Source organism: Streptomyces sp. NPDC047853 (assembly GCF_043204535.1).
GTDB lineage: Bacteria > Actinomycetota > Actinomycetes > Streptomycetales > Streptomycetaceae > Streptomyces.
Map to the genome: position 1 here is coordinate 242,599 of NZ_JBIDCI010000004.1, position 22,867 is coordinate 265,465.

The following is a 22,867-nucleotide window of genomic DNA, read 5'->3' on the forward strand; positions in this document are numbered from 1 at the left end:
GTGGGCGGTCGGCATCACGGGCGGGGCAGTGTCGGGCGTTGTCGGGCGCGGTCGAGCACGTTCGGGGCATGACTCTGCGGTCTCCGCCCGTCCATGTCAATACGTGCTTGATGCGCAGCAGTTCCGAGCACTTCCGCGCACCGGTGGCGTCACATACCGTCCTGCACCACTCCGCGCGTCGAGAGCGTCACGGGGTCCTTGTTGGTGAAGTCGCCCGGGGGAATGCCCGGGTGGTGGCCCTCGCGCGCGGGCGGGGCCTGGTCGCTCGGGCCCAGGGTGAGCCGGGAGACGATGCGGTAGCGGTCGCCGCGGTAGAGGGAGTGCACGTACTCCACGGGACGTCCGCGCGTGTCGGTGGTCAGGCGCTCGAAGAGCAGCGCCGGGGACAGTTCCGGCACGTCGAGCAGGTCGCCCTCCGCGCGGGTCACCACGGTGGGCTCGATCGACTGCACGGCCTCACTGACCCGGACGGCGTGCCGCTCGCTCAGGTGCTCGTAGAGGTCGCCCTGCTCCAGTTCCTCACTGGTCAGGTCCGCCACGAGGTCGGCCGGAACGTGCAGGTACTCGATGGCCATGGGCGAGCCGTCGACCAGCCGCAGCCGCGCCACGTAGTGGATCCGCGCGGCCGGCGACATGCGCAGCTTGCGACCCACCCGGGCCCCCGCGGGGAGGGTGCGGATCTCCAGGAGCCTGCTGGTCCAGGCGCCCGCCGCCTGCGGAAGGCTGAAGGCCGTCCGGTCCGACACCAGTTCCTGGGTGATCTTCTCGGCGGCGACGAACATGCCCCGGCCGTGCTCGCGCACCAGCAGGCCGGCGACCACCAGTTCGTCGACCGCGGCCCGCAACGTCGGCCGGGAGACCCCCAGTTCGGCGCAGAGGGTGCGCTCGGAGGGGATCGCGTCCCCCGGGCGCCGTTCCTCGATGAGTTCCAGGACGGCGTCGCGGACACGCTCGCGCTTGAGCACCGCTCCGGAGGCGGCGGCGTCGATCTCCATGCAGTACTCCCGTAACTGGTCTGCTGGTCAGCAGAGCTTACCTGTCCAGGTCGGTGGCAAACCAGCCACACAACGCGATCTTCGGCCGAAGTCACGTGCTTACGCGAGGGGTTGACGGCCTCATTGGTCCATGCCACCTTCGTCCAACGCTGACTGGTAAGCCTCTGGGCCTCTACTGGTCAGGTGCGGGTGTGCCGTCCTTTCCGCTCGTCGCCCGCCGACTCGTCGTCCCTCCCAGCTCTCCCAGAGGTGAACCGTGAAGTACCGCTCGCTCGCCCTGTTCTCCACGCTGGTGCTCAGCGCCGGGCTCGCCGCCTGCTCCTCGTCCGGTGACGCCTCGGACGGCGCCGGCGGCGGCCCGACCGCCCTGGACGTGTGGCTGATGCGCGACAGCGTCTCGGCCGAGTTCCAGAAGGACTTCGAGACGGGCTTCGAGAAGTCCCACCCCGACATCGACCTGAAGATCCAGATCCAGGAGTGGGAGGGCATCGGCGAGAAGGTCACCGCCGCCCTGGCCAGCAACGACGCTCCCGACGTGATCGAGGTCGGCAACACGCAGGTCGCCCAGTACGCGCAGAGCGGCGGCCTCACCGACTTCACGGACCGGGTGGACGAGCTGGGCGGGGGCGACTGGCTCAAGGGCCTCGCGGAGCCGGGATCGTACGAGGGCAAGCAGTACGGCATCCCGTACTACGCCGCCAACCGGGTCGTGATCCACCGTACCGACCTCTTCGAGCAGGCCGGCGTGGACGCCGCCGGGATCAGGACCCGGGAACAGTGGGTCGCCGCCACCCGCAAGCTCGACCGGGGCGGTACGCAGGGCATCTACCTGCCCGGGCAGAACTGGTACGTCCTGTCCGGCTTCGTCTGGGACGAGGGCGGCGACCTCGCCGCCGAGTCGGACGGCCGGTGGAAGGGAGGCCTCGACAGTCCCGAGGCGCTGCGGGCCATGGACTTCTACCGGCGCCTCCAGGCACTCGGCAAGGGTCCCAAGGACTCCGACGAGGCACAGCCGCCGCAGGCGGAGGTGATGGCCAAGGGGCAGGTCGCCCAGATCATCGCCGTCCCGGGCGGTGCGAAGGTCATCGAGGAGAAGAACCCCGAACTCAAGGGCAAGCTGGGCTTCTTCCCGATCCCCGGCAAGAGCGCCGACCGTCCGGGCGCCGTCTTCACCGGCGGTTCCGACCTCGTCGTCCCGGCGGTCGCCGCACACCAGGAGGAGGCCTTCACCTTCCTCCGGGAACTGACGGGCGACGCCTGGCAGAAGAAGCTCGCGGTCGCCATGAGCTACGTGCCGAACAAGACCACCCTCGCGGACGCCGTCTCCGCCGACCCCGGCACCGCGGCGATGGCCGCCGGCGCCGCGAACGGACACGCCACCCCCAACACGCCCCAGTGGGCGGCGGTCGAGGCCAAGAACCCGGTCAAGGAGTACATGACGGCCGTCCTCACCGGACGTGACGCCCGGTCCGAGGCCGCGAAGGCGTCCCGGACGATCACCGACACGCTCAACAGCGGCTCCTGACCGCGACCGCCCCCCGACACTCCGAGGACCAGGAGGCACCGTGTCGACCGTCCGTGAGCGCAGCGTGCCGCGCGACGTCAGCCGCCGCCCACCGCCGCGCGCCACCGGACGGGCGGGCGGGGCCGGCCGGGGATCGCTCTGGCCGTACCTGCTGATCGCGCCCGCCGTGCTCGGCATGCTCTACCTGCTGGTCTACCCACTGGCCCGCGCCGTGCTCATCTCCTTCCAGGACTTCCGGCTGCGCCAACTGATCCTCGGGGACGCCGACTTCGTGGGGCTGCGCAACTACCGGACCCTGCTGAGCGATCCGCAGTTCTGGGAGGTGGTGCGCCGGACCTTCGTGTTCATGGCCGTCAACGTGGTCGCGATCATGGTCCTGTCGACGCTGGTCGCGCTGATGGCCGAGCGGCTGGGCAGGGTGGCCAGGACCGTGCTCCTCAGCTCACTGGTCCTGGTGTGGGCGGTGCCCGTGGTGGCCGCCACCACCGTCTTCCAGTGGCTGTTCCACTCCGAGTTCGGCATCGTCAACGAGACCCTGACCGGCCTCGGGCTCGGCTCGTACGAGGGGTACACCTGGTTCGCCCACGGTGGTACCGCGTTCGCCATCGTCGTCCTGCTGATCGTCTGGCAGTCCGTGCCGTTCGCCGCGATCACCCTCTACTCGGCCCTGATCACCGTTCCGGCCGAACTCCACGAGTCGGCCCGGATGGACGGCGCGAGCGGCCCGCGCGTCTTCCGCTCCGTGACGTTCCCGCTCATCCGGCCGATCTTCATGCTGGTCCTGTCCCTCGAGGTGATCTGGACGTTCAAGGCGTTCGTGCAGATCTGGGTGATGACCCGCGGCGGGCCGGGCGAGGCCACCACCATCCTGCCCGTGTACGCCGTCCAGACCGCGCTGGCCGGGCAGCGCTACGACCTGGGGTCCGCGGCCTCGATGCTCACGGTCCTGCTGATGAGCGGCGTCCTCGTCGTCTACTTCCGCCAACTGTTCCGTCAGGAGGGTGAGCTGTGAGCACCACGCGCCCCTCGGTGCGCCGGGCGGTACGACGCCTGCCGCTCAACGCCGCCGCCGCGCTCACCGTGGTGGTCTGCCTCTTCCCCGTGTACTGGATGGTCACGACCGCGTTCAAGCCGTCCCCGGACATCCAGTCCTACGACCCCCGGCTGCTCCCCCGCGCCTGGACCCTCGACCACTTCCGGCAGGCGGTCGGCGCCGACGGCTTCGCGCTCTTCTGGCGCAACAGCATCCTGGTCACCCTGAGCGCCGTACTGCTCGCCCTGCTCGTCGCCCTGGGCGCCGCCTACGCCGTGGCCCGCATGCGCTGGCGGGGCCGCCGGCAGTTCGTGCTCGCGGTGTTCATCGCGCAGATGGCGCCCTGGGAGTCGCTGATCATCCCGATCTACATCATCTCCCGCGACACCGGCATGCTGGACCGGCTCCCGACGCTGACCCTCATCTACTTCATGATCACGCTGCCGTTCACGGTGGTCGTGCTGCGCGGCTTCATCGCCGGCATCCCTCCCGAACTGGAGGAGGCCGCGCAGGTCGACGGCTGCACGAGGGCCGGCGCCTTCCGCAAGGTCGCCTTCCCGCTGCTGGCGCCCGGCCTGATGGCCACCTCGCTGTTCGGCTTCATCACCGCCTGGAACGAGTTCACCTACGCCAACTTCCTCATCATCAAGCAGCAGGACAGCCGCACCCTCCCGGTCTGGCTCTCCTCCTTCCAGTCGACCTTCGGCACCGACTGGGGGGCCACCATGGCGGCGTCCACGCTCTTCGCGCTGCCCGCGCTGGTCGTCTTCCTCGCCCTCCAGCGGCATGTGACCGCCGGACTGGCCTCCGGAGGCGTCAAGGGCTGACCGCGCACTCCGTCCCCGTCCCCCCGCGCACCGCCGAGCAACGGAGCCGTCCCGTGGACCTGCCACGCCCCGAACTGGCCCTCGTCCCCCGCCCCCGCCGCATCTCCACCCGCTCCGGCCGCTTCCGGCTGGACGCCACGACCCGCCTGCGGGTCACCCCCGGAGCCGAACCCGCGGCGGCCCTGCTGCGCACGCTCCTCGCCCCGGCCACCGGACTGCGCCTGGAGACGGCCGCCGACGGCGCCTTCGTGCTCGCCCTCGATCCCGCCCTGACGGGTCTGGGCGACGAGGGCTACGGACTCACCGTGAGCACCCAGGGCGCCCTGCTGCGCGCCGCCCGCCCCGCCGGGCTCCTGCGCGGCGTGCAGACGGTGCGGCAACTCCTGCCCTACGCCGCCCTGTCCGGACGTCCGGTGCGCGGTGTGCCGTGGGACCTGCCGGCCGTGGAGATCACCGACGTGCCCCGCCACCCCTGGCGCGGCTCCATGCTCGACGTGGCCCGGCACTTCCAGCCGGTGTCCTACCTGCGGCGCTACGTCGACCTGCTGGCGCTGCACAAGCTGAACGTCTTCCACCTGCACCTCACGGACGACCAGGGCTGGCGGATGCCCGTGGCCGCCCATCCCCGGCTCACCGAGGTCGGCGGGCGACGGACGGAGTCCATGGTGGGCCCCGCCGGCAGCGACCGTTTCGACGGTGTGCCGCACGGCGGCGCGTACACCCGGGCGGAGCTGACGGGGCTGGTCGCGTACGCCGCCGAGCGGGGGGTGACCGTGCTTCCGGAGACCGGCGTGCCCGGGCATGTGCGCGCCGCCCTGGCGGCCCACCCCGAGCTGGGCACCGACCCCTCGCGCCGGCTGGACGTGTGGACGCGGTGGGGGGTGTGCGAGAACGTCCTCGGCACCGACGACCACGTCCTCGACTTCTTCCGCACCGTCCTGGACGAGGTGATGGACGTCTTCCCGTCCCCGTACGTCCACCTCGGCGGCGACGAATGCCCCACGACGGAGTGGGAGCGCAGCCCGGCGGCCCGGGACCGCGCCGCCCGCGAGGGGCTGCCGGGGCCCCGCGCGCTGCACCCGTGGTTCATCGCCAGGATGGCCGAGCACCTCCTGCGCGCGGGCCGCAGGCCGGTCGTGTGGGCGGAGAACGGTGTCGCGCTGCCCCTGGACTGCACGGTGATGAGCTGGCGGGAGCCGGACCACGCCCGCGCGGCGGCCGAGCGCGGACACCAGGTCGTCCGCGCCGACCACCGGGCCACCTACTTCGACTACGCACGCACCCACGGCCCGCAGGAGCCGCCCGCCCAGCCCGGCCCGGTCGTCGACCTGCGCGCCGTGTACGACGTCGGCATCGTCCCGCCGGTCCCCGACCCGCAGGTCGCGGCGCGGGTGCTCGGCGCCCAGGGGCAGTTGTGGACCGAGTTCGTCCGGACGCCCGAGCACATCGAGTACCTCACCTACCCGCGCTTGTGCGCCCTCGCCGAGCAGGTCTGGGACGGCACCTCCGGCTGGCTCGACTTCACCGCCCGGCTGGCGGGCCACCGGGCCCGCCTGGACGCCCTGGACGTCCCGCACGCCGACCCGCCGGCCGGTGTCCCGGCGCCGCCGAGCGTGGGCGGCGTCCGCTGAGCACCGGCGGCGGCCCGTCGACGCGCACCGAGGCCCCCGGCGCCCCCTGCCGCCCCTGTGACGTTCCCCCACTCACGCACCGCACCGAAGCTCCCGCAGCCGCGGGGGCCCCACCGAAAGGATTCCGGATGAGAACCCGACCCACCGTCGGCCGCGCCCGGCTGGCGCTCGCCCTGGCGGCACTCATGGGCGGCGGCGCCCTGACCGCCCTCCCCGCCGCCCAGGCGGCTCCCTCCGCCGCCGGTGTCACCGTCCAGTACCGCACCAGCGCGGGCGGAGCCACCGCCGACCAGACGGAGCCCTGGCTGAAGATCCGCAACACCGGCTCCTCGGCCGTGCAGCTCAGCCAGGTGAAGGTCCGCTACTACTTCAAGGCGGACGCACCGAACGCGTCGTACCGCTTCGCCTGCTCCTGGGCGGTGCGGGGGTGCTCCGCCATCACCGGCACGTTCGGCACCCTGGCCAACCCCACCGCGACGGCCGACCGTTACCTGGAGATCGGCTTCACGGCGGCGGCCGGGACGCTGGCGCCGGGCGCGGACACCGGCGACATGCAGCTGCGCTTCCACCAGACCAGTTGGCAGACGGTCCGGCAGAGCGACGACTACTCCTTCAACGGCGCCCAGACCTCGTACGCGAACTGGAACAAGGTCACGGCCCAACTCGCCGGCGCCACCGTGTGGGGTACGGCGCCCGAGGGCAACGACCCCACGGACCCGACGGACCCACCGGACCCGACGGACCCGCCCGGTGGCGGGCAGACCCTGTTCGACGACTTCACCTACACCTCGCACACCGACCCCGCGATCTCCGCGCACGGCTGGAGCGTCCGGTCGAACTCCGGCGGCCCCGGCGTCCCGGGCGCCACCTGGGACCCGTCGAAGGTCACCTTCGCCTCCGCCGGCGGCAACTCCGTGATGAACCTGGAGACGTCCACGGCGGGTACCGGCGCCTCCACCACCCACACGGAGGTGCTCACCAAGGCCACGAAGTTCCGCAACGGCACCTACGCGGCGCGGGTGAGGTTCTCCGACGCCCCCAAGTACGGACCCGACGGGGACCACCTGGTCCAGACGTTCTTCACCATCAACGACCTCAAGGCCCCGATGGCCGACGACTACGCCGAGTACGACTTCGAGTACCTGCCGAACGGCGGGTGGGGCGAGCCGTCGAACATCCTGTACACGACCTCCTGGGAGACCTACAACCCCGATCCCTGGCAGGCCGTCAACCAGCACTCGGAGCAGCGCGTCAGCTACGCGGGCTGGCACGACCTCGTCGTCACCATCGACAACAGTGCCATCACGTACTACGTGGACGGGCAGCACTTCGGCACCCATGACGCGCAGTACCTGCCCGAACGGCCGATGTCGATCAACTTCAACCAGTGGCTGATCGACCTGAACGGCCAGACGTCGACGACCCCGCGCGCCTACGACCAGCAGGTCGACTACGTCCTGCACGTCAAGGACCAGGTGCTCACCCCGGCCCAGGTGGCCGCCAAGGTCTCCGCCTACCGCGGCGCCGGCACGGCGTTCGTCGACGAGGTCCCCTCGTCCTGATCCCCGGCGGGGACGGTCAGAACAGCCGCTCCTGCGCGGCGCAGGACCGTCCCCGCCGCTTGCGGCGCGGAGCGCTCGGGGCCGGGGCCGGGTCCGCGTCCCCGAACAGCGGGGCCGTGCCGTACTCGTCGGGCTCGGCCGGGACGGTGGCGGGGCCGGTGCCCACGTTGAGGACCAGCGGCGCCTCCAGGTCGAAATCGCCCGGGGTCATCGCCACCCACTCACGGTCCTGCCGCTCACCCACGCACCGACACCTCTCTCGCGCCGCCCGCCGCGACCACGCGACGCTACCAGCCCCGCGACCGGAGGTGATCACGCCTCCCGTCGGGTTCACCCGTCCTTCCCGGCATCCCGCCACGGACTCGCCCTGACCGGTCCGCGCCGCACGCGCGTCCTCCATCGATGATCAGGTGCCCACGGGGCGGGAGTTCATGAGGGCGCCGTGCGCCGGGGCTCCCCAACGGGCCCGCCGTACCGGCGCGGTGGCCCCGGGCGGCGCCCGTGGCCGACCCCGGTCGGGCCGGTGGCCGGCGCCGGGCACTGGTGCGGCCCCGCGTACGGGGGAGAACGCGGGGCCGCACCAGCAAGCTAGCGGACCGGCCCGGTGTCTGCCAGCCCCGGCCCGGCCCGAACCGACCGGGAACCGGTCACGCGGGGGCGGCCCGGACGGACGGACACGGCGCCGGCCCTGCCCGATCGGGCAGCCGCCTCTGCCTCGGGGGCTCCTGACGTTCCCGGAACGGGGCGTTAGCGTCCCTCCGTGAGTACCAGGTTCCGGCGAGCGTCCCGGTGAACGACGAACGGCTGACCGTGGCGGAAGCCGCCGGTGCCGCGGTCGAACGGCCCCCGGAAGGACCGGAGCAGCCGCGACAGCCGGGGCCGGGCCAGGAGGAGCGGCCGGAGCGGGCCGCGAGGCGAAGGCGCCGCGGACCGGTCCTCCTCACCCTGCTCCTGCTCCCGGGACTGGTCACCGTCATCGGTGTGGCCGCCTTCCTCGCGCTCACCGGCGGTCCGCCCTCGTCGGGGGCCGAGGACCCCGACGCGGACCAGGCGGCCGAGGTCGGCATCGACCCCTCCTACGTCCCGTGGCTGCGCCAGGCGGCCACCACCTGCACGCTGCTCACGCCGTCCCTGCTGGCCGCCCAGATCGACCAGCTGTCGGGCTGGAGCGACGGCACGGACGACCTCTCCGGCCAGAAGGGCATCGCCGCCTTCACGGACACCGAGTGGCGGACCTGGGGCAGGGACGACGACGGCAGCGGCAAGGCGTCACCGCGTGATCCGGCGGACGCCATCATGGCCCTCGGCCGCCGGGACTGCTCCCTGGCGGCCGAGGTCACCGCACTGCGCACCGCGGGCGAGGTCAACGGCGACCTGGTGGACCTCACCCTCGCCGCGTACGCGACCGGACCGGACGCCGTGTCCAAGGCGGGACGGGTGCCGCCCACCGCCAGGACCTACCTCGCCGAGGTCCGGGCCCTGCTCCCGCGGTACGAGGCGCTCGACCGGGCCGGCTCCGGCGGCGGTGCCGGCACGGCGACGGGCGTGCTGCCGGCCGCCCCGGTGACCCCGTTGACCGTCACCTCGCCGTACGGCTCGAGGGAGCACCCGCTGACCGGGGTGACCAGGCTGCACACGGGGGTGGACTTCGCGGCGCCCCAGGGAGCCCGGGTCGTCGCCGCCCGGCGGGGCCACGTCGTCTTCGCCGCGTACACGAAGGCGTACGGCAACCGTGTCGTGGTCGACCACGGGACCATCGAGGGCAAGCGGCTGGAGACCACCTACAGTCACCTGTCGTCCCTGGACACCGCCGTGGGCCGGACGGTGGAGGCCGGGACCCTGATCGGCCGGGTCGGGTCCACCGGCCTGTCCACCGGCCCCCACCTGCACTTCGAGGTCGTGCTCGACGGGTACTACACGGATCCGCGGCCCTGGCTGGCGAACGGCGGGTAGGACGCCCCGTCCGGATCGCTCCGGTCGGCTCCGCCCACGGGGTTTGATCCGGCGGATCGTGTCGACGCTCACCACATGAGCCAGTCGAAGCGCGAGACAGAGCGAAAGTACGAGCCGGCCGCCTCCGGCGCCGGCGGGCTGCCGGACCTCACCGGTGCCGGCCCCGTCGCCTCGGTCACGGCCGCCGGGCCAGAGGAGCTGGACGCGGTCTACCACGACACCGCGGATCTGCGGCTGGCCGGGGCGTCGGTGACGTTGCGCCGCCGGACGGGCGGAACGGACGCCGGCTGGCACCTCAAGCTGCCGCTCGGCGGTGACAGCCGGGAGGAGGTCCGGGCGCCGCTGTCGGACGACGTGCCCGAGGAGCTGCGCGACCTGGTGCTCTCCCGTACGCGGGGTGCCCGGCTGCTTCCGGCCGTGCGGATCCGGTCGACCCGCTCCCTGCGGCAGCTGCGCGACGCCGAGGGCACGGTGCTCGCCGAGCTGAGCCTCGACGAGGTGCGCGCCGAGTCCCTGCGGGCCGGCGGCGGGCACGCCGAGTGGAGCGAGCTGGAGGTCGAGCTGGCCGACGGCGCCCGTACCGCACTGCTCGACACCGTGGAGAAGAAGCTGCGCAAGAAGGGCATCAGGCGGTCCGACAGCCCTTCCAAGCTGGTGCGGGCGCTGCGGGAGACCGGTCTGGAGCCCGGCCCGGTGAAGCCCCCGTCCCCCGCGGCGACCCCGGGCTCTCCGGGCTCCTACGTGCTCGCGTACCTGCGCGAACAGGTCGACGGGCTGGTGGCGCTGGATCCCGCGGTCCGCCGCGACCTGCCCGACGGGGTGCACCAGATGCGGGTCACCTGCCGCCGTCTGCGGAGCTGTCTGCGCTCGTACCGGTCCGTGCTCGACCGGCGGGCCACCGATCCGCTCCGCGCGGAGCTGCGCTGGCTGGCGGGGGAACTGGGGGTGGCGCGGGACCAGGAGGTGCTGCGCGAACGCATCGGCGCGGCCCTGGACCTGCTGCCCGGCGATCTCGTGCTCGGCCCCGTCGCCGCCCGGCTGCGGGTGTGGGACGTCTCCGGGGACGACGAGACGCGCACGCGCACCCGGGAGGCCCTGGCCTCGTCCCGCTATCTGCGCCTGCTGGACGCGCTGGACGACCTGGTCCGGCGGCCGCCCCTGCGCGCGAAGGCCGCGGGGAAGCCCGGCCCGGTCATGGCCAAGGCCGTCCTCAAGGAGTACGACCGCTTCGCGGCACGCACGGCCCGGGCGCTGGAGCTGCCGCCCGGGCCGTCGCGCGACGCGGCCCTGCACCAGGCGCGCAAGGCGGCCAAGAAGGTCCGCTACGCCGCGGAGGTGGCGCGACCGGCACTGGGCAAGCCCGTCGCCCGGCTGGGCAAGCGTGCCAAGGCGGTGCAGAAGGTGCTCGGTGACCACCAGGACGCCGTCGTCGCGCAGGAGACCCTGCGGGGGCTTGCGGTGGCGGCGCACGCCGCGGGCGAGTCCGCGTTCACATGGGGGCTGCTGCACGGCCGGGAGGGTGCGCGGGCCGAGGCACGCCAGGCGGAGGTCCCGTCGGCGTGGCGGGCGGCGTCGGACCCCGCGCTCCGGGCGCCGCTCACGCACTGATCCGCACCACGTCCGCCGGGCGCCGGGCCGGGTGGCCGGCGCCCGGGGCGCTCCGTGCGGTGCGGGCTCCCGCGGTGTCAGTCCGTGCGGTCGGGGTGGATCCCGGGGCCGTCCCCGTGTCCGGCCAGCGGGGTCGGCGAGAGGTCGACCGCTTCCTCACCGGCTTCGAGCAGGGTGTCCGCGGCGCCCACGATCAGCGGGTCGGGCCGCCCCACCGCCTCCAGGTTCTTGGCGGGGTAGTCGCAGCGGTCCAGCAGGCTGCGCATGGCCTCCAGCCGGCCCCGGCGCTTGTCGTTGTTCTTCACCACCGTCCACGGTGCGTGCGGTGTGTCGGTGGCACGGAACATGTCGACCTTGGCCGCGGTGTAGTCGTCCCACCGGTCCAGCGAGGCGAGGTCGGTCGGCGACAGCTTCCAGCGGCGCACCGGGTCGACCTGGCGGATGGCGAAACGGGTCCGCTGCTCCGCCCGGGAGACGGAGAACCAGAACTTCACCAGCATGACGCCGTCGTCGGTCAGCAGACGCTCGAACAGCGGAGCCTGCTCCAGGAACTGGCGGTACTCGGTCTCCGTGCAGAAGCCCATGACCCGCTCGACGCCCGCCCGGTTGTACCAGGAGCGGTCGAAGAAGACGATCTCGCCGCGGGCGGGGAGGTGCGCCACGTAGCGCTGGAAGTACCACTGCCCCGCCTCCCTCTCGGTCGGCTTGTCCAGCGCGACCACGCGCGCGCCGCGGGGGTTCAGCCGCTCGGTGAAGCGCTGGATGGTGCCGCCCTTGCCGGCCGCGTCGCGGCCCTCGCACAGGACGACGACCCGCTGCCCGGTCTCCTTGACCCAGCGCTGCATCTTCAGCAGCTCGATCTGCAGGACCCGCTTCTGCCGCTCGTAGTCGGTCCTGCGGACCTTGCGGTCGTAGGGGTGGTTCTCCCGCCAGGTGTCGACGGGCGTACCCTCCGCGCTCAGCAGGATCGGCTTCTCCGGCCGCCGCTCGTCGACGCGCAGGCCCTCGAGGAGGTTCTCCTCGGCCGGTTCGCCACCTGCGTCGCGCGACTGCGGCGTCCCCTCGTCCTCACGCTCGGAATCCACTGCGCCTCTCCCCTCGTCTCGCCGGCCTCATGCCGCGTATGCCCGGTCCCGCACCGCGCGCACCGACCCGGCGGGGGTGCGGATCGCCTTGACCCGGTAGATGGTGCGGGCGGGGTCGGTCAGCGGCTCGCCCAGGCTTATCCGGCCCGCCGCGTGCAGCTTGTCGCACTCCGCGGTGGGCAGCGCCGCGTAGCAGCCGCCCCGGCCCGTGGCGGAGTCCAGTGGCCGCCAGTAGCTGTATCTGCGCCGGCCGCCCTCGCGCACCGTGACGAACACGGGGGTGCGCGGGTCGGCGACGATCCGCAGGACGTCGGCCTCGGCGGGGCTGAGCGGGCCACCCGGGCGGGGCCCGCGTCGACCGGTCGCACGGGAGGGGGCGGTCTGCGCGTGGACGACGGTAAGCGGCATCGGCTGTGGCCTTTCCGGAACAGGGACTCGAGACCGCCTACCCGCTCCGGCCGGTGTTGATCTCGCTTGGCCGCATTCTTGTCCACGGCACTGACAATCCCGCCCCCGCTCCGCCGGGCAGCGCCGTGTTCAGCCCAGGGGTACAGCCGCGGGGCGCAGGGGGTGGGGGTTGAGGCGGGCGAAACCCTCCTGCCGTTCGTAGGGGAAGTACGGGTACGGGGCCGTGGTGGCGCTCGCCGCGTCGAGCCTGGCCACCTGGTCCTCGGTGAGGGACCACCCGACGGCCCCGAGGTTCTGCCGCAGCTGCTCCTCGTTGCGGGCGCCGATGATCACCGAGGAGACGGTGGGGCGCCGCAGCAGCCAGTTGATGGCGATCTGGGGGACGGTCCGGCCCGTCTCCTCGGCGACGGCGTCCAGGGCGTCGACCACCCGGTACAGGAGCTCGTCGGCGACGGGCGGGCCGTAGTCGGCCGTGGCGTGCAGCCGGCTGCCGGCCGGGAGCGGGCTGCCGCGGCGGATCCGGCCGGTGAGCCGGCCCCACCCCAGCGGGCTCCAGACCACGGCTCCGACGCCCTGGTCCTGGGCGAGCGGCATCAGTTCCCACTCGTAGTCCCGGCCGACCAGGGAGTAGTAGACCTGGTGCGCGGCGTAGCGCTGGTGTCCCCGGGTGTCCGCGTCGGCCAGCGACTTCATCAGCTGCCACCCGCTGAAGTTGGACACGCCGGTGTAGCGCAGCTTGCCCGCCCGTACGAGGTCGTCGAGCGTGGACAGGGCCTCCTGGACGGGGGTCCCGACGTCGAAGGCGTGCAGCTGGAAGAGGTCGATGTGGTCCGTGCCCAGCCGGCGCAGGGCCCGGTCGACGACGGTGATCAGGCGGGCCCGCGAGGTTCCCGCCTCCCCGGGCCCGTCGCCGGTCGGCAGGCCGGCCTTGGTCGAGATGATCACCTGGTCGCGGCGCCCCTTCACGGCGGCTCCGAGGACCTCCTCCGACGCGCCGCCGGAGTAGACGTCGGCGGTGTCGAACATGGTCACGCCCGCCTCCAGGCAGATGTCGACCAGTCGGCGCGCCTCCGATGCGTCGGTGGTGCCCCAGGCGCCGAACAGTTCTCCGCGCCCGCCGAAGGTGCCCGCGCCGAAGCTGAGTGCCGGGACCATGAGTCCGGACGCTCCCAGTCTCCTGTACTCCATGACCGCGTCTCCTCGTCCGGCCGTCCGTCGCGTCGCGGGGGTGCGGCGCGCAGGGGACGGCGTCGGTTAACGGGACTATCGTTCCGTTAAGATGTCCACACACTAACAGCAATCCGATCGTTAATGGAACCGGAGTACCGTTATGGCATCCGAAGAGAGCGGTCCGGGCACCGCCCGCCCGGGGGGCCGAACCGCGCGCGTGCGGTCCGCGGTCCTGCGGGCCGCCGGTGACGCCCTGGCCGAGCACGGCCTGGTCGGCCTCGACCTCGCCGACGTGGCCCGCCGCGCCGAGGTCGGGAGGACCACGGTCTACCGGCGCTGGGGGACCCCGGCCGCCCTGGTCGCGGACCTGCTCGCGGACATGGCAGAGCAGTCGCTGCCCCGCACCGAGACCGGCACCCTGCTCGGCGATCTGCGCGCGAACGCCCGGCTGGTCGCGCGCACGCTGGCCGACCCGCGCCAGGGGGCGCTCTTCAAGGCGGTGATCGCCGCCGCCACCTGCGACACCCAGACGGCCACCGCCCTCCACCACTTCTACGACCTCCGCGTCTCGGAGTGGGAGCCCTGCGCCCGCCAGGCCGTCGAACGCGGCGAACTGCCCGCGGACACCGACCCGCGCGAGGTGGTCCGCGCGGTCTCGGCCCCCCTCTACTACCGCCTGCTGACCACCGGGGAGCCCCTCGACGAGGCGGCAGCGGACCGGGCCGCCGAAGCGGCGGCAGCGGCGGCCCGCGCCGGAGCCTTCCGGTCCGGCGCGAGCTGACGAGAGGCCATGGCGACCCGGCCCGCGCCGCCCCCTCCGCGGGCACCCGGAATCCGCCATTGCCGTCCAGGCCCCGGTCGCACGCGGGACCCGTGACCATCGGGCGACGCCCCGGGCGCACCCGGGCGCTGTCATGCGGGAACGCCGACCACCACCCTTTGTGACGGCGCCATCACGCATCCTTCACCGTACGCACACTTCCGGCCGAGCCGTGTTCCCGGCGTTCCGCACGGTGCAGACGGTGCGTCATGGCCGTGCCTAGTCTCCCGGGCCATGCGATCCACACGAACGAGGCGCTTCGGCCTCGCCACGATCATCGCCCTCGCCCTCGCCCTGTTCGGCCTGGCGCCCTCCGCGAGCGCCGCCGACCCCGCCCCGGCGGAGCTGACGTTCACCACCGACGCGGCGACCACCCAGCCCGGCGGCACGGTGAACCTGTCGATGACGATCAAGAACAACCGGACGTACGACATCTGGTTCGTCTACCAGACGATCGACCCGACCTGGCTCACCACCCAGCGGCCCGACCTCAAGTACAGCTTCACCGGGTGCAGCCTGGCCTCGGAGGCCGGCGCCGTCCCGTGCTCCGGCACCGGCCCCGCCAACCTCGGCACCAACTACGGCGCCACCATCCCGCCCGGCCAGAGCCGCACCGTCACCCTGACCCTGCAGGTCGGCGCCGACTCCGGCTGCAACGGCAACATCGGTTTCTACTCGTACTACTACGCCGAGTTCAGCGACAGCACGAGCGTCAACGGGGGCCCGGTCTACACGCCCGAGACCCGCGTCCTGTGCGCCTGACCGCACATCTCCCGCAGCGCTGAGCGCCGACGTCGTCCGACCCGTGGCGGGTCGGACGACGTGGCGCTCGGGTGCGCCGGTTGACCTGATCTCGCTCCGGCGCCGGTCAGCGCCCTGGTCGAGACCATTGACACCCGCGCGCCGCGGAGGCCGGAGTTCCGGTCCGCCTCCGGCCGACTCGCAGCAGCACACAGGCCTGCCGACGCCGTCCACCGGGCAGAACGCGGCGCTTGCCGCGGGCCCGCAGCGCCGTCCGTTCCGGGCAAATGGACACATGCGCTTTTCCGTCAAGTTCCGCAGCAGGCACACAAAAGCTCCACACGCGCCTCACTATGTGACGCGACGGAAACGTCGACGACCGGCGTCTCAGGGGGGCGACGGCGTGGTCACGGGGTGGGGCTGGTTCCGACAGGAGCCCGTCCGCCCCTGCCCGGGGGAGGGAATCTCACCGCATGAAGCGGACCATTCGCACCACGGCGCTCGCCCTGAGCGCGCTCACCGCCTCGCTCGGCCTGTCGGCCGGTCCGGCACGGGCCGACGCCCCGGCCCCGCGCATCGACCTGCGCGTCCTGGTCGTGAGCGACGGAGGGCCGGCCACCGACGCCATCGCCGCCGAACTGGAGACCGCGGGCACGCCGTACACGGAGGTCGACCTCCAGGACGCCGACCGCCCCGTCATCGACGCCGGGTTCCTGGCGGACACGGTGGACGGACGCCCGCGTGCCAAGTTCCAGGCAGTCGTCCTGCCCAACGACAACCCCTTCCCGGCGAACTCCGCCGAGATGACCGCGCTCGTCTCCTACGAGCAGACGTACGCCATCCCCCAGGTCGACGCCTACACCTACGCGCGTCCCGAGGTCGGGCTCCAGTACGCGGTGGGCGCGGGGTACGCCGGAAGCGTCGACGGGGTCGACGCGGAGGTGACCCCGGCGGGGCTGGCCGGACCCTTCGGATACCTCGAAGGCGCCGTTCCGTTCGAGGACAACTCCCCCACCGTCGGCGAGTCCTACGCCTACCTGTCGACACCCGCGCCGGGGGCCGACTTCGTGCCCTACGTCCAGGCCGCGATACCCGGGCGCGCGACCAAGGGCTCCCTGGTGGGCGAGTACCGGCACGACGGCCGGCGGGAACTCGTCGTCACCTTCGTCTACAACCAGCACCAGCAGCAGTTCCGCCTGCTCGCCCGGGGCATCGTGGAGTGGATGACCGGCGGGGTCCATCTCGGCGCCGACCGCAACTACTTCGCCGTGCACGTCGACGACGTCTTCGCCGCCGACGACCGCTGGGACACCCGGCTCAACTGCACCCCCGGTGACGTGGACTGCGCGCCGGGCGAGGGCACCCCCAACCCGATCCGCATGGTCCCCGCCGACGTCGACCACGCCACCGCCTGGCAGGACAGCCGGGGCTTCACGCTCGACATGGCCTACAACGGCTCCGGAAGCGTCGACCACCGCCAGGACAACGGCGGCGCCGACCCGCTCGCCGACCGGCTGATCGCCGAGCGCGACGACTTCCGCTGGATCAACCACACCTACACGCACGCCTTCCTGGGCTGCCGGCAGGACGTCAGCGTGGTCCCGTGGAAGTGCGCGACCGACCCCGACGGCAGCACCCGGTGGGTGAGCCGCAACGAGATCGCCGACGAGATCGCCACCAACCGCGTCTGGGGCGAGAGCGCCGGACTGCCGCTGGAGGACGACGAGTTGGTGACCGGCGAGCACTCCGGCCTGAAGGTCACCCCGCAGCAGCCCGTGGACAACCCGAACCTGGGCCCGGCCCTCGCGGACAACGGCATCGCCTGGCTCGCCTCGGACAACTCCCGCGACCCCGTGCAGCGGCAGGTCGGCAGCGCCACCACCGTCTCCCGCTACCCGATGAACGTCTTCTACAACGCCGGCCGGGCCGCCGAGCAGGTCGACGAGTACAACTGGATCTACACCAGCCGCGCCCAGGGCGGCAGCGGCATCTGCGAGGACAACCCCGCCACCTCCACCTGCCTGCCCGCACCGCTGGACACCGCCACCGGCTACGCGGGGCACATCGTGCCGCTGGAGACGCGCATTGCGCTCGGGCACGTGCTCTCCAACGACCCCAAGCCGCACTTCATCCACCAGTCGAACCTGGCCGAGGACCGCATCGCCTACCCGGTCCTCGACGGCGTCCTGGGCGGCTACGACGACCTATTCGCCGGGAACACGCCCGTGGTGAACCTCCGCATGGAGGACATCGGCGTCGAGATGCGGCGCCGCGCCGCCTGGGACGCCGCGGTCGACGCCGGCCAGGTCACCGCGTACCGCGTCGGTGACGCCGTGACCGTCGAGGCCCCGGACGGCGTGGCCGTGACGGCGACGATGCCCACGGGCACCCAGCGCGGGAACGCGGACTTCGGCGAGGCCTACGCCGGGGCGCTCTCCGGCTGGACCGCCACCGCCGGCGGTGCGTTCGCCCTCACCCTGCCGTCCACGGCCACCGCGCCCGTCCCGGCCACCGAGCCCGACGCTCCGGTCACCACTCCCTCCACCGCGCCCCGCACCCGGGTGCCGGCCGGGGTGAGCGATCCGGTGCCGTACGGCGCCGAGCGCTGAGCGCCGCCTCGCCCCGCAGGTCCGCCCAGCCCGCACGATCACCCACACCTCGGCCGTGGAGCACATCCATGCACGTTCCCCACGGCGCGCGACGCTCCGGCGCGTCGCGCGTCACCCTGCTCACCGAAGGCACCTACCCGCACAGTCACGGCGGCGTGAGCGTCTGGTGCGACCAGCTCGTCACCGGCATGCCCGACCTCGACTTCGACGTCACGGCCGTCACCGGCACGGGGCGCGAACCACTCGTGTGGGACATCCCCGGACACGTCGGCCGGGTCGTCTCCGTCCCCATGTGGGGTCCGGCCCCTCCGGGGCACCCGCCCCGGGGACGGGCCGGCAACCGGCTCGCCGCCGCCTACGAGCGCTTCGTGACCGCGCTGCTCGACCCGCGCGCGGAGGACGGCTTCGCCCCCGCCCTGTACCGGTTGGCGCGGGCCGCGGCCGACGGCCGGCTCAGCCCCTTCCTGCGCGGCGACCGGGCGATCGCCATCCTGACCGCGGTCTGGAACCGGCCGGGACTGCCCGTGCGCGAGGCCCGGCCCACCCTGCACGACGCGGTGACCGCGACCGCGCTGCTGGAGCACGCCCTGCGTCCGCTGGCCGCGCCGTACCCGGAACAGGGCGTGGCGCACGCGGTCAGCGGCGGTGTGGCGGTGCTGCCCGGACTCGCGGGACTGGAGCGCGACGGCGTGCCGCTGCTGCTGACGGAGCACGGCGTCTACCTGCGCGAGCGCTACCTCGGCTACCGCACCGCCCCCTACCGGTGGCCGGTGAAGGCACTGCTGCTCGGCTTCTTCCGCCTGCTGGCCGAGGAGACCTACCGCCGGGCCGCCCTGATCACCCCGGGCAACCGCTACAACCGGCTGTGGGAGGAGCAGGGCGGCGCCGCCCCGGAGTCCATACGCACGGTGTACAACGGCGTCGACCCGGCCGCCTTCCCGCCCGCGGGGCCCGAACCGGCCGAGCCCGTGCTCAGCTGGGCCGGACGCGTCGACCCGATCAAGGACCTGGAGACCCTGATCCGCGCCTTCGCCCTGGTGCGGGACGAACTGCCCGCCGCCCGCCTGCGGTTGTTCGGCGGCACCCCGCGCGGCGGCGAGGCCTACCGGGAACGCTGCGAGGCGCTGGCGGACCAGCTCGGCCACCGCGACGCGGTGACCTTCGAGGGACGGGTCGACGACATCAAGGACGCGTACGCCGCCGGGAACGTCGTGATGCTCTCCAGCATCAGCGAGGGCTTCCCCTTCACCCTGATCGAGGCCATGTCGTGCGGCCGGGCGACCGTGTCCACGGACGTCGGCGGGGTCCGGGAGGCCGTCGGCGACAGCGGTCTCGTCGTGCCGCCGCGCGATCCGGCCGCCATGGCCGCCGCCGCGCTGGAGCTGCTGCGGGACGCGGAGCGCCGCCGGGCCATGGGCGAGGCCGCCCGGCTCCGGGTGATCGAGCAGTTCACGCTCCGCCAGACCATCGACACCTTCCGGTCCGTCTACCTGGAGCTCTCCGCCTTCGGTGGTACGGCCGCACACGCCGGCGCGGCCGCGGAGGACCTCCTCGCGCCGGCGGGCGGAGCACCGGCGCCGGTGAGGAGCGCGACCGGATGAGCGGGCCCATGGCACTGGAGCCGGGCGGCGCGGAGCAGGACACGCTGGCGCTGCGGCTCGCCGGCGGACGCGCCCCCGTCGGCTTTCCGGCCGACCAGCACACGCTCGCCCTGGTCCGCCCCGGTCACGGCGCCCAGAGCGACGCGGTCGACCTGCTGGCCGCGGAACTGGCCGACCGGATCGCACCCGCCGTCCACCCCTACGAGGTGGCCGCGCTGCTGGAGTCCGAGGGGCTGACCGGTGAGGCGATCCGGGAGCGGTACGGGCACCGCGACCTCTTCTCCCTGGCCGCGGCCCTGTACCAGCGCATACCGCGCACGTTCCCGGACCCGCCGCGCCCGGCCGACCCCTGGCGGCCCGACCACGTGCGCTGTGCGCTGCGCGGAGCGCTGTTCGCACTGCCGGGTCTCGCCTACGCGCTGGCGGGCCGACTGCTGGACCAGCACGGCGTGGTGCGGGCGCTGGTGGTGGCCGGTCTCCTCTCCTGGGCCTGGAACCAGGCGCTGGGACACCGCGCCTACCTGCGGCTGGCCACCGGGCGCCGGGAGGCGGGCCGCACCCTCCTCAAGGGAGCGACCGCGGGCGCGCTCGCGGCGACCGCGGCCGGGGTGGCACTCGCCGGGTCCGGTCCCGCCGCCCTGGCCGTCACCGCCCAGTCGGGATACCTCGCGGCGGCCGGTGTGCTCCTCGTGCTGGGCCGGGAGCGGCTGCTGCTGGCCGCCCTCGCGCCGGTGATCGCCGGTGCGGCGACCCTGCCGTGGTGGGAGCCCGGCACCGTGCTGCGCGCGGGCCTGCCGCTGCTGTCGTTCCTCGGCACGCTCGCCGCGGCCGGCTGGGCGCTGCGCGGCACCCGCACGGCCACGCCCGTGGCGGACGCCGCCCGCCCGCGTCTGGTCCGCTCGCTGCCGTACGGCCTCTTCGGGCTGGCCGCGGGTGCGCTGGTCTTCCTGGCGGGCCGTCACCATCCGTGGGCGGTGATCGTGCTGACCCTGAGCATGGGCCCGGCGGAGTGGCTGCTGTACCGCTACCGGGGGCTGTCGGTGGCGGCGCTGCGGGCCACCGCCACCCCGGCCGGATTCCGGTGGCGCTCCGCCGCCGTCCTCGCGGGCTGCCTGCTGGTGTACCTGGGCCCGCTGCTGCCCGCGGCCCTGCTGGTGGACGCCGAACCCGTCACGCTGCTGCTGCTCGCGGCGGCCCTGTGGACCTCCCTGCTCCTCCAGGCCTTCGGTGTGGCCTGGCCGCCGGCCGCCCTGTGTCTCGCGGCGGCCGGGAGCGCCGGCGCGGCCGCCCTGGCCGGATCGCCACCGGGGCCGGCGAGCGCCCTGCCGCTGTGCTGCGGCGCGGCCGCACTCTGTCTCACCGTGTGCGTGCTGCGGCTGCTGGGCCGGCCGGCGGCCCATGCCTGACGCCGCGGCCCAACCGGGCCACCACCGCCCGGCCGGCCGCTCCTCGCTCTCGGCCGGCCACCGGCCCCCTGTCCCACGGACTCCCGGATTCACCACCCCACCACCCCACCACCCCACCGACCGGAAGGACCCCCGCGTGACCGCATCACCGCTCGCCGCCGTCACCGGAGCCGAGGGCTTCATCGGCTCCCACCTCACCGAAGCGCTCGTCGCCTCCGGGCACCGGGTGAGGGCCATGGCGCAGTACAACTCCTTCTCCTCCTACGGCTGGCTGGAGACCCTCTCCCCCGACGTCCTCGACCAGGTCGAGATCGTCCTCGGCGACGTCCGGGACCCGGGCTCGGTCCGCGGGCTCGTCGAGGGCGCCGAGTGCGTCTACCACCTGGCCGCCCTCATCGCCATCCCGTACTCCTACCAGGCCCCGCACAGTTACGTGGACACCAACGTCACCGGCACCCTCAACGTGCTGGAGGCGGTCCGCGCCCAGGGCACGCCCCGGCTGGTGCACACCTCCACCAGCGAGACGTACGGCACCGCCCGGACCGTGCCGATCACCGAGGACCACCCCATCAACACCCAGTCGCCGTACGCCGCGTCCAAGGCGGGCGGGGACCGGCTCGCGGACAGCTACCACGCCAGCTTCGGCACGCCGGTGGTGACGCTGCGGCCCTTCAACACCTACGGGCCCCGGCAGTCCATGCGGGCGGTGATCCCGACCGTCATCGGCCAGATCGCGGCCGGCGAACGCACCCTCACCCTCGGCGACCTGCGGCCCACCCGGGACTTCACCTTCGTCAAGGACACCGCGCAGGCGTTCCTCGCGGTCGGCTCCGCGCCCGCCGAGCGGGTCGTGGGCCGGACGTTCAACGCGGGCACCGGCGACGAGATCTCGGTGGGCGACCTGGTGGCCCTCATCGGCAAGGTGATGGACACCGCGGTCGACGTACGGGAGGACGCGCAGCGGCTGCGTCCGGCGAACTCCGAGGTGATGCGGCTGGTCGCCGACGCGACCCGGCTGCGGGAGGCCACCGGCTGGAGCCCGGCGCACGATCTGGAGGCAGGCCTCGGGCACACCGTGGACTTCTTCCGCGACCCGGCCAACCTGGCCCGCTACAAGACCGGCATCTACAACATCTGACCTGGACCGGCACGTGAACCGAGGGGGGAACCTCATGCACGCAGTGATCCTGGCCGGCGGCAAGGGCGTCCGGCTGCGGCCCTACACCACCGCACTGCCCAAGCCGCTCGTGCCCATCGGCGACCAGCACGCCATCCTGGAGATCGTCCTGCGCCAGCTCGCCTCGGCGGGGTTCACCGGCTGCACGATCGCCATAGGCCACCTGGGCGAGATCATCCGGGCCTACGTCGGCGACGGCTCGCAGTGGGGCCTGACCGTCGACTACTCCACCGAGGAGAGTCCCCTGGGGACCATCGGACCGCTGCTCACCATGCGCGAGCGGCTGCCCGAGCACTTCCTGGTGATGAACGGGGACATCCTCACCGACCTCGACTACGCCGACGTCCTGCGCCGGCACACCGCTTCCGGTGCCCCGCTGACCATCGCGACCTACGCCCGCGAGGTGCGCATCGACTTCGGCGTCCTGACCACCGACGCGAGCCGGGTCGTCGCCTTCACCGAGAAGCCCAGCATGGACTACCGCGTCTCCATGGGCGTGTACGGGCTGTCCCGGGCGACACTCGACGACTACACGGCCGGACTGCCGCTGGGATTCGACGAGTTGGTGCTCGACCTGCTCAGAACCGGCGACTGCCCGCACGCCTACGACTTCGACGGCTACTGGCTGGACATCGGGCGCCCCGACGACTACGACCGTGCCAACGCGGAGTTCACGAGCCGCAAGTCCCTGCTGCTCAAGGGAGCCTGAGCACCGC

At 73.3% G+C, this 22,867-nt stretch carries 19 protein-coding genes; 14 read left to right on the forward strand and 5 right to left on the reverse strand.

The window, feature by feature from the left end; genetic code table 11:
• Window positions 1-149 precede the first annotated feature (149 nt).
• Window positions 150-995 carry a GntR family transcriptional regulator gene (locus ACGF5T_RS10135; RefSeq protein WP_356610227.1) on the reverse strand — a complete coding sequence of 282 codons (846 nt, stop codon included), beginning with the start codon at window positions 993-995 and terminating at the stop codon, window positions 150-152.
• A gap of 256 nt (window positions 996-1,251) precedes the next feature.
• On the opposite strand from ACGF5T_RS10135, the gene ACGF5T_RS10140 reads away from it, so the two are divergent.
• The 5 genes from ACGF5T_RS10140 to ACGF5T_RS10160 all read left to right on the forward strand — a co-directional run bounded on the left by ACGF5T_RS10140 (window position 1,252) and on the right by ACGF5T_RS10160 (window position 7,573).
• Window positions 1,252-2,520 (forward strand): extracellular solute-binding protein, encoded by a 1,269-nt coding sequence (locus ACGF5T_RS10140; RefSeq protein WP_356610226.1) that lies wholly within the window; start codon window positions 1,252-1,254, stop codon window positions 2,518-2,520.
• Between the two features lie 40 nt (window positions 2,521-2,560).
• A complete protein-coding gene (locus tag ACGF5T_RS10145; protein WP_366766847.1) occupies window positions 2,561-3,532 on the forward strand; it encodes a sugar ABC transporter permease in 972 nt (323 codons plus the stop codon).
• Entirely contained in the window at window positions 3,529-4,380 is an 852-nt protein-coding gene (locus tag ACGF5T_RS10150; RefSeq protein WP_356610225.1) for a carbohydrate ABC transporter permease, read from the forward strand. Before ACGF5T_RS10145 ends, ACGF5T_RS10150 begins: the two co-directional genes overlap by 4 nt.
• A 53-nt stretch (window positions 4,381-4,433) precedes the next feature.
• A complete protein-coding gene (locus ACGF5T_RS10155; RefSeq protein WP_366766846.1) occupies window positions 4,434-6,011 on the forward strand; it encodes a beta-N-acetylhexosaminidase in 1,578 nt (525 codons plus the stop codon).
• A gap of 128 nt (window positions 6,012-6,139) precedes the next feature.
• Window positions 6,140-7,573 (forward strand): cellulose binding domain-containing protein, encoded by a 1,434-nt coding sequence (locus tag ACGF5T_RS10160; protein WP_366766845.1) that lies wholly within the window; start codon window positions 6,140-6,142, stop codon window positions 7,571-7,573.
• 16 nt (window positions 7,574-7,589) lie between these two features.
• On the opposite strand, the gene ACGF5T_RS10165 is transcribed toward ACGF5T_RS10160, so the two are convergent.
• Window positions 7,590-7,817: a hypothetical protein gene (locus ACGF5T_RS10165; protein WP_366766844.1), complete on the reverse strand. Its 228-nt coding sequence runs from the start codon at window positions 7,815-7,817 to the stop codon at window positions 7,590-7,592.
• A gap of 545 nt (window positions 7,818-8,362) precedes the next feature.
• On the opposite strand from ACGF5T_RS10165, the gene ACGF5T_RS10170 reads away from it, so the two are divergent.
• Both ACGF5T_RS10170 and ACGF5T_RS10175 read left to right on the forward strand, forming a co-directional pair.
• Entirely contained in the window at window positions 8,363-9,526 is a 1,164-nt protein-coding gene (locus tag ACGF5T_RS10170; RefSeq protein ID WP_366766843.1) for a M23 family metallopeptidase, read from the forward strand.
• 75 nt (window positions 9,527-9,601) lie between these two features.
• Window positions 9,602-11,134 (forward strand): CYTH and CHAD domain-containing protein, encoded by a 1,533-nt coding sequence (locus ACGF5T_RS10175; protein ID WP_366766842.1) that lies wholly within the window; start codon window positions 9,602-9,604, stop codon window positions 11,132-11,134.
• Between the two features lie 77 nt (window positions 11,135-11,211).
• Here ACGF5T_RS10175 and ppk2 read toward each other — a convergent pair whose 3' ends face one another.
• From ppk2 to ACGF5T_RS10190, 3 genes are all read right to left on the reverse strand, one after another.
• Entirely contained in the window at window positions 11,212-12,135 is a 924-nt protein-coding gene (gene ppk2, locus ACGF5T_RS10180) for a polyphosphate kinase 2 (protein WP_356610309.1), read from the reverse strand.
• 111 nt (window positions 12,136-12,246) lie between these two features.
• Window positions 12,247-12,627, reverse strand: coding sequence for a hypothetical protein (locus ACGF5T_RS10185; RefSeq protein ID WP_356610219.1), 381 nt, complete (start codon window positions 12,625-12,627; stop codon window positions 12,247-12,249).
• Between the two features lie 129 nt (window positions 12,628-12,756).
• A complete protein-coding gene (locus ACGF5T_RS10190; RefSeq protein WP_366766841.1) occupies window positions 12,757-13,815 on the reverse strand; it encodes an aldo/keto reductase in 1,059 nt (352 codons plus the stop codon).
• 142 nt (window positions 13,816-13,957) lie between these two features.
• Here ACGF5T_RS10190 and ACGF5T_RS10195 point away from each other — a divergent pair, with 142 nt between their 5' ends.
• The 7 genes from ACGF5T_RS10195 (at window position 13,958) to ACGF5T_RS10225 (ending at window position 22,860) form a co-directional block, all read left to right on the forward strand.
• Window positions 13,958-14,578, forward strand: coding sequence for a TetR/AcrR family transcriptional regulator C-terminal ligand-binding domain-containing protein (locus ACGF5T_RS10195; RefSeq protein WP_366766840.1), 621 nt, complete (start codon window positions 13,958-13,960; stop codon window positions 14,576-14,578).
• A gap of 273 nt (window positions 14,579-14,851) precedes the next feature.
• Window positions 14,852-15,379 (forward strand): hypothetical protein, encoded by a 528-nt coding sequence (locus ACGF5T_RS10200; protein WP_356610216.1) that lies wholly within the window; start codon window positions 14,852-14,854, stop codon window positions 15,377-15,379.
• Window positions 15,380-15,831: 452 nt separating this feature from the next.
• Window positions 15,832-17,967: a hypothetical protein gene (locus tag ACGF5T_RS10205; RefSeq protein ID WP_366766839.1), complete on the forward strand. Its 2,136-nt coding sequence runs from the start codon at window positions 15,832-15,834 to the stop codon at window positions 17,965-17,967.
• A 68-nt stretch (window positions 17,968-18,035) separates the two neighbouring features.
• Window positions 18,036-19,568: a GT4 family glycosyltransferase PelF gene (pelF, locus tag ACGF5T_RS10210; RefSeq protein WP_356610214.1), complete on the forward strand. Its 1,533-nt coding sequence runs from the start codon at window positions 18,036-18,038 to the stop codon at window positions 19,566-19,568.
• A complete protein-coding gene (locus tag ACGF5T_RS10215; protein ID WP_366766838.1) occupies window positions 19,565-20,974 on the forward strand; it encodes a hypothetical protein in 1,410 nt (469 codons plus the stop codon). The genes pelF and ACGF5T_RS10215 overlap by 4 nt, the downstream gene beginning before the upstream one ends.
• A gap of 136 nt (window positions 20,975-21,110) precedes the next feature.
• The gene (locus ACGF5T_RS10220; protein ID WP_361015460.1) at window positions 21,111-22,112 is read left to right on the forward strand and encodes a GDP-mannose 4,6-dehydratase; all 1,002 of its coding nucleotides are present in this window, start codon (window positions 21,111-21,113) and stop codon (window positions 22,110-22,112) included.
• 34 nt (window positions 22,113-22,146) lie between these two features.
• Window positions 22,147-22,860: a sugar phosphate nucleotidyltransferase gene (locus ACGF5T_RS10225; protein ID WP_356610211.1), complete on the forward strand. Its 714-nt coding sequence runs from the start codon at window positions 22,147-22,149 to the stop codon at window positions 22,858-22,860.
• Window positions 22,861-22,867 lie beyond the last annotated feature (7 nt).

Coding starts and splice junctions, on each gene's coding strand:
- ACGF5T_RS10225 (WP_356610211.1), top strand. CDS start 22,147: ATGCACGCAGTGATCCTGGCCGGCGGCAAGGGCGTCCGGCTGCGGCCC.
- ACGF5T_RS10205 (WP_366766839.1), top strand. CDS start 15,832: ATGAAGCGGACCATTCGCACCACGGCGCTCGCCCTGAGCGCGCTCACC.
- ACGF5T_RS10135 (WP_356610227.1), bottom strand. CDS start 995: ATGGAGATCGACGCCGCCGCCTCCGGAGCGGTGCTCAAGCGCGAGCGT.
- ACGF5T_RS10175 (WP_366766842.1), top strand. CDS start 9,602: ATGAGCCAGTCGAAGCGCGAGACAGAGCGAAAGTACGAGCCGGCCGCC.
- ACGF5T_RS10190 (WP_366766841.1), bottom strand. CDS start 13,815: ATGGAGTACAGGAGACTGGGAGCGTCCGGACTCATGGTCCCGGCACTC.
- ACGF5T_RS10195 (WP_366766840.1), top strand. CDS start 13,958: ATGGCATCCGAAGAGAGCGGTCCGGGCACCGCCCGCCCGGGGGGCCGA.
- ACGF5T_RS10200 (WP_356610216.1), top strand. CDS start 14,852: ATGCGATCCACACGAACGAGGCGCTTCGGCCTCGCCACGATCATCGCC.
- ACGF5T_RS10185 (WP_356610219.1), bottom strand. CDS start 12,627: ATGCCGCTTACCGTCGTCCACGCGCAGACCGCCCCCTCCCGTGCGACC.
- pelF (WP_356610214.1), top strand. CDS start 18,036: ATGCACGTTCCCCACGGCGCGCGACGCTCCGGCGCGTCGCGCGTCACC.
- ACGF5T_RS10215 (WP_366766838.1), top strand. CDS start 19,565: ATGAGCGGGCCCATGGCACTGGAGCCGGGCGGCGCGGAGCAGGACACG.
- ACGF5T_RS10160 (WP_366766845.1), top strand. CDS start 6,140: ATGAGAACCCGACCCACCGTCGGCCGCGCCCGGCTGGCGCTCGCCCTG.